10 protein-coding genes are annotated in these 8,398 nt (G+C 32.2%); 6 read left to right on the plus strand and 4 right to left on the minus strand.

Features of this window, described 5'->3' with window-relative positions; all coding sequences use genetic code 11:
* From BW939_RS15380 to BW939_RS16200, 5 genes are all read left to right on the plus strand, one after another.
* Nucleotides 1-754 (plus strand): replication initiation protein (locus BW939_RS15380; RefSeq protein WP_076452899.1); only part of this gene is annotated, 754 nt, incomplete at its 5' end.
* A gap of 38 nt (nucleotides 755-792) precedes the next feature.
* Nucleotides 793-1,383, plus strand: coding sequence for a ParA family protein (locus tag BW939_RS15385; protein WP_076452900.1), 591 nt, complete (start codon nucleotides 793-795; stop codon nucleotides 1,381-1,383).
* A gap of 32 nt (nucleotides 1,384-1,415) precedes the next feature.
* Complete coding sequence (locus BW939_RS15390) at nucleotides 1,416-1,649, plus strand: hypothetical protein (RefSeq protein ID WP_076452901.1); 234 nt, start codon at nucleotides 1,416-1,418, stop codon at nucleotides 1,647-1,649.
* A 1,321-nt stretch (nucleotides 1,650-2,970) separates the two neighbouring features.
* Nucleotides 2,971-3,606: a hypothetical protein gene (locus tag BW939_RS15410; protein ID WP_076452905.1), complete on the plus strand. Its 636-nt coding sequence runs from the start codon at nucleotides 2,971-2,973 to the stop codon at nucleotides 3,604-3,606.
* A gap of 167 nt (nucleotides 3,607-3,773) precedes the next feature.
* Nucleotides 3,774-3,890 carry an HTH domain-containing protein gene (locus BW939_RS16200; protein WP_076452906.1) on the plus strand — a complete coding sequence of 39 codons (117 nt, stop codon included), beginning with the start codon at nucleotides 3,774-3,776 and terminating at the stop codon, nucleotides 3,888-3,890.
* Nucleotides 3,891-4,205: 315 nt separating this feature from the next.
* Here the strand turns inward: BW939_RS16200 and BW939_RS15420 are convergent, their stop codons facing one another.
* From BW939_RS15420 to BW939_RS15435, 4 genes are all read right to left on the minus strand, one after another.
* Nucleotides 4,206-4,928, minus strand: coding sequence for a hypothetical protein (locus tag BW939_RS15420; protein WP_076452907.1), 723 nt, complete (start codon nucleotides 4,926-4,928; stop codon nucleotides 4,206-4,208).
* A 398-nt stretch (nucleotides 4,929-5,326) separates the two neighbouring features.
* The gene (locus BW939_RS15425; RefSeq protein WP_076452908.1) at nucleotides 5,327-5,893 is read right to left on the minus strand and encodes a hypothetical protein; all 567 of its coding nucleotides are present in this window, start codon (nucleotides 5,891-5,893) and stop codon (nucleotides 5,327-5,329) included.
* Nucleotides 5,894-5,913: 20 nt separating this feature from the next.
* Entirely contained in the window at nucleotides 5,914-6,693 is a 780-nt protein-coding gene (locus tag BW939_RS15430; RefSeq protein WP_076452909.1) for a relaxase/mobilization nuclease domain-containing protein, read from the minus strand.
* Complete coding sequence (locus BW939_RS15435; protein WP_076452910.1) at nucleotides 6,687-7,094, minus strand: plasmid mobilization protein; 408 nt, start codon at nucleotides 7,092-7,094, stop codon at nucleotides 6,687-6,689. Before BW939_RS15435 ends, BW939_RS15430 begins: the two co-directional genes overlap by 7 nt.
* Nucleotides 7,095-8,127: 1,033 nt before the next feature.
* On the opposite strand from BW939_RS15435, the gene BW939_RS15440 reads away from it, so the two are divergent.
* Nucleotides 8,128-8,398, plus strand: a 271-nt coding sequence (locus tag BW939_RS15440; protein ID WP_143754006.1) for a replication initiation protein, incomplete at its 3' end; no start/stop codon positions are given.

Raw genomic sequence — 8,398 nt, forward strand, 5'->3', positions numbered from 1 at the left:
AGGGCGTAAATGGAACTATAAACAATTAAGAGAAGCTACTGAAAGTATTGGCTCTCGAATGTTTGAAATTGATACTCCAGAAAGTTATGATCAAATTTGGCTTTTCTCTCGAGTTAAATATTTGAAAGGCACAGGAAGTTTTACAATAAAATTGAATGATGAAGCAACACCTTACTTTTTTGACCTGAAGAATAACTTTACAGCGATGCAATTAAAGTCTGTTTTAAACTGTTCTTCAAAGTATGCTAAAAGATTATATGCAATTGCTTGTCAATGGCGAAGCGTTGGAACAAAAAGATTTGAAATTCCGGAACTCAAAAATATGCTCGGATTGATTGACAAAAAAGGAAACGAACAATTTGAACGGATAAGTGATTTTAAAAAATTTGTTTTAGATATTGCTCGAACGCAAATTTGTGAGAATACCGATATAGAAATTGATTATGAATTAAAAAAACGTGGTCGGGAATTCTTTTGGATTACTTTGAAAATCAACTCTCAAAAATTTAAACAACTCGAAATTGATTTTGAAAAACCTTTAAATATTCAAAAATTTGTATCAAAATTAACAACTTATGGTCTTAATCAGGAACAGGCGGAACTGATTGCCAGAAAAGAAAAAGAAAAAGATTTTGACATTCTAATTACAGAACTGAACGAAAAAATCAGGCAGAGAAAATTAAAAATCGAAAATTCTGTTGGATATCTAGTTGGAGTGTATCAGAAAAAAGGGATTTTACCAGCTAAAAATTAATTATATATTTATATATTTGTGTAATTATATATTTATATATGCCGAAAATTATATTGACAGCTCACCAAAAAGGTGGTGTTGGCAAATCAACGCTCTCTTTTAATCTTGCTGTAAATCTCAAAGAAAATGCAAAAGTTTGTATTATTGATTTTGATGCTCAAGGTTCTTTATATCAGATTCGTGAATTATCAGAAGTTCCTATTTTTCTTGGAGAAAAGTTAAAGGAAGTTCAAAATTCTGATTTTGATTTCATCTTTATTGATACTCCTCCATATTTATCCAATGCATTACCAGAACTGTGCAATCTTGCAGATGTTATTATTATTCCAACAAAAGCAGGAGTATTAGATCTGTTAGCAATTAAAAGTACTATTGATATAATTGGGCAATCAGGAAATGAAGATAAAGCATTAATTGTCTTTAATATGGTGAAACCTAACACAACACTTACCGAAGAAATAAAAAATCAATTAAGTGACTATAATGTTCGGGTTTCTAAAAATATGATCTCTGATTTAGTTGCCTTTTCTCGATCTGTTTTAATCAATGGAGTAGAAGACAACAATAAAGCACAAAAACAAATTGATGCTCTGACAAAAGAAGTTTTGACAATTGCAATCAATAATTAAATAATTATATAATTATATATTTATATAAATCTATGGCGAAGCAAGATTTTACCGCACTTATTGGGAAGGCTAAAGAAAACCAAATCAAAACTCCAGCACAAAAAGTTGTTCCTGTTAAAGAGAAAAAAAACGAAGTTCTTTTTTCTTTACACATACCTGCCGACAAACTGAAAGCCCTTAAACTATTATCAGCAGAACAAAATATTAGTCTAAAAAGTTTGATTAATTCTGCTATTGACGAAAAGTATTTTAGTGCTAAAAAATAAAAGATCAGGTAAGAAGTCCTACCTGATCTTAAACCGGGACGATTAATTCTCCGCCTCGATCCCCATTTTAAATGATTCATATTCGATGAATCCTTTAAATTTTCTCTTTGAAAGAGTTCCCACTGTGAACAGGACAAATAGTCCTATTGCCACGACAATTAAAAATGTTTCCATTGTAAAAAAAATAATTTGGTTATGTTTATGAATCTTTTTCTATTATAAATATTCAGGTTTTTCTCAAAAATCATTTTTTGGAAAAACTTTTTTAAAAATTATTTAATACCTCTATTTTCTTTTATTCATCCGTGTTGTTTTTTTGTTATTATTCTTTTTCTCACTGATCACATTTATTAAATTAACTGTGACTGTGATCACTTCCAATAACTGCTTGAGCAGTTCAAAATCTAAATATTCATAAGTGCAAATTTTTTTGATTCATGGGGTGAGGGTTTACCCCTCGCAAAAAGCTGGTTTTCAAAAATAATATCACTAAATACCTTTTGCCTTTTTGCTTAACTTCTCCGGAACAAATAGAAAAAAACATTTGTTTTCCTGAAAGGACATCTTTTTTCATATTCTTGTAACTACCATTAATAAAGGATTTATGCATATTTTAATGGTTTTTGAACAAAATATTTCTTCTTTTATATGAGGGGATAATCCCTTCAAAATCTGTCTTAATTATTTCTTCCATATTATATATATCCGTTTTTTCAAATTTTTATAAAATGTTTTCCCGAGATTGAACAAAATGGTTATTCTCTGAAAAACATTATCACTAAAATAATATCACATATAAGTCCTTGCCTTTTTGCTTAATTGCTCCTCCAGAACCAGGAGAAGAATCAATGCCCAAACTTGCAAATTCATTCTTTCATCCGAAAGGACACCTTTTTGCACTTCTTTGTAAGCCCCATGAATAAAGGATTGTAATAATATTGCATTATTTAAGATAAAGTTGTGACGCAAGATTCTACATAAAAGATAAAATTTCACTGTTTTATCTTTTGCAAATTTCCGGAGACATTATTGATCCTTCTGTTACACCAAAATATTTTGATATATGGTACAAAAAAAGTCCCCCGCCGAGCGAGAGACTTTGTCTTCGTAACGAAGGTACAACCGGAAATAATACCTTCAAAATATTTTATCTACGAGTTACTTACAGCTTAAATTTTGACTACGTCGAACCTTCGGTTTCTTACCATATTTTTGGCGCAATTTTGTGTATCTTTTTAATAATTGGATATGATTTGAAAGAGACACCGGACGGTTAATCGTTTTGAAAACCAAAAAGAATTGTATAATTTTAAAACTAAAAATGAATTCCTATCGATCCTACTATCCTAATCAGGTTCACCAGCTCAGCTTTTATATTTCTAAAAACTATTACATTCTTAAAAACGGAGAAATTAAGTACCAACAAAAAAAATTTGATATTAATTGGAAAAACTACTCCAAAACAAATAAAAAGCACATCGTAAATTTTGTGATCCGAGATCACTTCAGTAATTGCTTTTATGCAGAAACATTTCCCATCGATCAGGTTCCTCATATTAAAGAATTTCTTTTTAATGCATGGAGAAAAAAGCAGCACTTCAGATTTTGTGGAGTTCCTGACTACTTAATTTGCAGTAAACACATGTTAGATACTTTTCCGGAGCTTAAAAACTTTTCAAAAAATACAAATCTAATAATTCAATTAGCCGATCAGGGATTCAGCACGGGAGTACGTGCAACGAGAGATTGGGAAGAAAATTATAAATACTTTTCTTCGTATGAAAACTTGAAGACAATAGAAGGGTTTCAGGAACATATAGAATTTATCTGCAGGGATCTTAATACAAGGGATAATGGCAGAACCGAGCCAAACCTAAAGAAGTGGATTGAAAGTGAACCAAAAGTGCAGCTTATTAATGATAAAATGGTGTTTGAAACCCTATTCAAAAATGACTAAAATATTTTCTGATTTAACATAAAGGAAATTAGTGGAACTTTCGTCTCGAATTAACTCATTGAAAATCAAACACAACTCATTTTTAACATATTAAAATTATTCGATTCATAAAAAACAATTGATAATTTTGAAGATTCAAAAAAAAGTAATTTTACCCGTAATAACCAATGAAGAATTATACTACAAAGGAGATTGCAGAGCTTTTTGGCGTAAGTGAACGGACAATTCAGCGACACATTGCGACACTGATTCAAAATATTGACTTACCTGTGGAAATAAAATGAACCCTATAAAACAAAAATCAAAGCAAAAACGTTTTTGCTTTGATTTAATTAAGTATGTTTGAACCTATAATTTATATGATTAGTACTTTTAGAATACTTAAATTCTGCTATCTTTTTTTGCTATAAAAAGAGAATAAAATATTATAACAATCGAACCAATATAAGGGAAAAATATCATTAATAGAACAGTTTCAATTCCTAACCTTTTTTTAATGATAAAATATATTGCACATACATAGAGTATCAACATTACACTTAGTAATGCTATTAAATTGAAAGGACCAACAGAATAATTCATTATAAATATTTTTATTGTTAACAACAGTAAGCACGATCGACTTGATAATAGCTTATTTCAATAATACCCAAATTAATAGTATGTTGAGAAAGATGAGGATTACCAATAGCTGTACATCCAGTCAATGGATTATGGGTAGCATTATAATTATAATCTGACCAAGCTGCACTTGGATTATATCCCCAGCCACTTAAATAATATGTGTTATACCATGGACATCCTCCTCCGCTTGTTGCAAATCTAGCTGAATAATTAGCAAAAGTATCTTTAGAATCATCCGTAGCAATAATGTCAGAAAAAACAGTAAATAATAATTTTGTTTTTAAATTCAACTTCTGGAAATCGAAACTATTATCATCAATTATTAGTTCCTCATCAGGAGTAACAATTTTAATAGCTCCATTCTCAATTTTGATTGTAGAATCATCATTTAAATGTAAAACATCGTTTTCATCTAATATAAATTTCAAATCGTTTATATTGCCGCTATCATTATTAACACGGAAATCACGATAAGTCGTAAATTTTAAAATCCCATCTTCCTGGATTTCATATGATTCCACTCCATACATGAATAAAGGATGAATAATTTCACTTTTTTCACCTGCCACTCTAGCATTTAAAAAAGATTCATTACTTTTAATACTTGCATTTTCTGCAGCCTCATTGTTTCTTTCACAAGAAAAAACAATAAATACTAAACTTAACACTAAAGTTAAGATACTAATTTTTTTTGTCATAGTTTTTTTTTAACATTGCTAATGTATGACAAAAAAATAAATCACAAAAAAATATATTAAAATCATCGAAAAAGTTCTGTAAAATTAGCCAAAATATTGGCTGAAGTAAAATAAATAATAAACCATCTACATTTTGCTAATCTATACCTAAGCATATAAATTACCTTTTTATAAAGAAATAATAGTAGTTAGAAGTCGAAAAAAATTTATCAAACTAAATTCCGGATTATTCCTATATACAGGATAAATTATATTAATTTTTTCTCTCGAATGTATGTTGAGAGAATTTATAATTCTCCTCGACATACATGAGTAGGCGAAGCCGATTTATGCGCAATTATCCCACCTTATTTATTACAGGTAGTGAAAATGAGAATTTAATAGTCGGAAAAAACAATTTATTTCTTCCCTTTTTTGAAATCCTGATAGCCTTTGTAATATACCTCTAATGATTTGCTGTCTTTTGGGTTCGACTTCTGCCACGCCCTGAGAACCTGCGACTGCTCTACATAACTATCCCATTTTGCTTTTTCTACGATAATATTTCCGCCCTGGTTAATTTCCTGAAGAACTTCGCCCCTTATCTCCTGTTTTGTGCGTACACTTTCTTTATAATATTTTACTCCGGAATATCCCCCGAAAATTGCCAATCCCCAACCCGAAAGCATCACAAACAGGGAGATATACAAAACAGGCTTATAGTGCTTAAAATAGTCTTTGTAAGCTTCGAGCTTCTTCAGGTCTTCCGGAGAGATTCCAACTCGGATATCCAAAACACTTTCTTTGAGTTCCTTCAGGCTGTGATCGATCAGCGTTCCGGTTTCCTTCAACTTCGCATCCATGACGGAGATCCCGGAGTTTAATTTTTGGGTTTCCTGTTGAAGTGCAGCAGTAGTTATTTTTAAATCTTCTACCACCGCTTTTGGGTCAAACTTTCCCTGATTTTGATTCTTATTTTCTTCCATAATTCATATTTTTTTAATGTTTATAATGACATTCCCATGTCTCTCGATATATCTTTGGTCATGCTTTTGGCGATATCCATTGCAATTTCCTTAATCTTCAATTTTGGGTCGATGTCGCTTAATTTAAAGCCTTGTTTCGTTACTTTTTCTAATACTGAAGGGTTTGTATTTATATCTGCTTTCGGGATGATTCTTGCGCCGTTTAGCCCTTTGCTGTTCTCGCTGATCTGCATGATGTAGCCCCTTTTATCCATGCGGTCGACTAAATCACTCAAACTTTTACTTTCCCCTTTTTCCTGAAGTAGAACGTTTCTGATTTCTTCTTTCTTCTCTCCGCTGATTTCCTTTGCCGTCTTCCAGCTCCGCTCTTTGGATAATACTTCCGCATGTTTGGATGCTCGTTCTCCGATGTGATGGCTCGTGACCTGATTTTTACCGTGAAAATCAATACGGTTGGCAATAATATGCAGGTGCTTATCGTCCGTAGATTGGTGCAGATGTACCAAATATTGGTTGTCCTTTCCGATTCCTTCTTTCTTCAGATAATCTTCCGCAAGTTTCGCCCAATCCTGAATACTTAAATTTTGGCTGTGCTCTTTTGGGGGCGATATCACTGCTGTTACATATTTGTTTTCGGTTCGGGTGTTCTTATCCGCAATCTCTTTAAACTCTGCAAAAAGGTCTTTCGGCTTCTCTCCGGAAAGTCCGTTCCGGCAAACTTCAACACTCTGTTCCTTGTCGCTCTGTTGGTACGCAATGGATCGGGAACTTACATTTCTTGTAGATGCAGAGATTACCATTTGACTTGCTTTTTGATGCCTTTGATCGCTTCCTCAATCTCTCTGAGCAGTGCTGTTCTTTCTTCGGGAGTAAATATTTCTTTCTTCATATAATTACCTATTCTCCGGAAATTCGTTGCATAATTAGTAAGCATGATGTTTTTTTCATAGTCCGGAAGTTCTTTTTCCAAAAGAATCAAACGGCTGTAATCGGTAAGCTGAAGCTTTTTTTTATCGGCTCTTTCTTTTAGCACTTTCATCTCTGCAGGTGTAAAACGAAGAGCCAAACGTGCAGATTTTGGAGCACCCAATTTGGGGCGACCTCCGAGCTTTCCTCTTTCACGAAATTGGTTTTGTCTATCGACTTTCTCAAATTCTGCATGAAGTAGTGATTCCCAATCGTCTGTATTTTCTTCTTCCATAATTCAGTTTTTTTTATATATTAGTAACTCTTCAAAATATTTTTTTTCATCATTGTTAATTTTATTAGATTAACAATTTCAGCTCCTTGTGCACTAAGGAGCTGTTTTTATTTCATTCTCCTTTATTGTTTTTTCCGACTATTAAAAAAATGTCTCAGGCACTGCCTGTCCTTAAGCGGTCTGCTTTTCCTTTTCGACGATAGGAGAAAAGCAAGTTGTCCTTTTGTGGCGAAAATCTACAACGAAGTGTAGGTTTTTGACGTCAAAAGGTACTACTTGCCCTTACTTAAAACATCTATTCGAATACCAAATTTAGCAATTTTCTTTTTATTCTGCAACCTATGATTATTTTAACCAGGTGCAGATCTTCCATATTCCGGAACATCCCCCAGTTCTACCCTAATCAAAACAGTCCAAAATGATAATACTTCAGATCGCCCACAAACAAAATCGCAAATCCGGAATAGTCAAAAACACACCAAACATTCTGCAAATAATAAAGGGCAAAAAACAGAAAAGCTGAAGGGGAAATTCAGATCGCTTCCGGAAGCGATATCGCCTTGATCAGACAGCCGGACAGCTCATTAAATCACCACACTAATAATAGTTTTTATCTATTAAAATGTTATGTAGCGCATAACATCCGCCCGCAACCCGATTTTCTCGAATCTCTGTTTCTCTTTCTTTTTGTTTTTCTTCCACCCTGCTTATGAAAGGATGTCCGAAAAATTTTCGCTCCAATGGAAAAGATAAAAGTCCGATTGAACAAACGTATTCTTTAAAATATTTATTACTTTCTTATTTTAGTATTTTATGAGCTTGTAATTAACTCTATATCATGAAGTTATAAATTTAAAAACGAGTTTTTATAAGCTAAAAACGAGTTTTTATAAGCTAAAAACGAGTTTTTATAAGCTAAAAACGAGTTTTTATAAGCTAAAAACGAGTTTTTATAAGCTTATTACGATCTCTATAAACGAGCATCGTTTTATTTAATCGTTTTGATTATATTTGTACTTTAAAATTTGAGTGAATGCAACTAATTGATGTTAATAAAGAGGATAAACTAATTTTTCAGCATAATGTAATTACTTCAGGTAGGTATGATTACTCTGCTTGTATGCTTGACATTCTTTTTATGGTGCTTTCCTGCCTCGAAAAAAACAAGTTGGAGTACACTATTCACACCTATGATATTGAAGTTATTACAGGGCGTAAATGGAACTATAAACAATTAAGAGAAGCTACTGAAAGTATTGGCTCTCGAATGTTTGAAATTGATACTCCAGAAAGTTATGATCAAA

The sequence above is a fragment of the Chryseobacterium piscicola genome, assembly GCF_900156685.1.
GTDB classification, from domain to species: domain Bacteria; phylum Bacteroidota; class Bacteroidia; order Flavobacteriales; family Weeksellaceae; genus Chryseobacterium; species Chryseobacterium piscicola.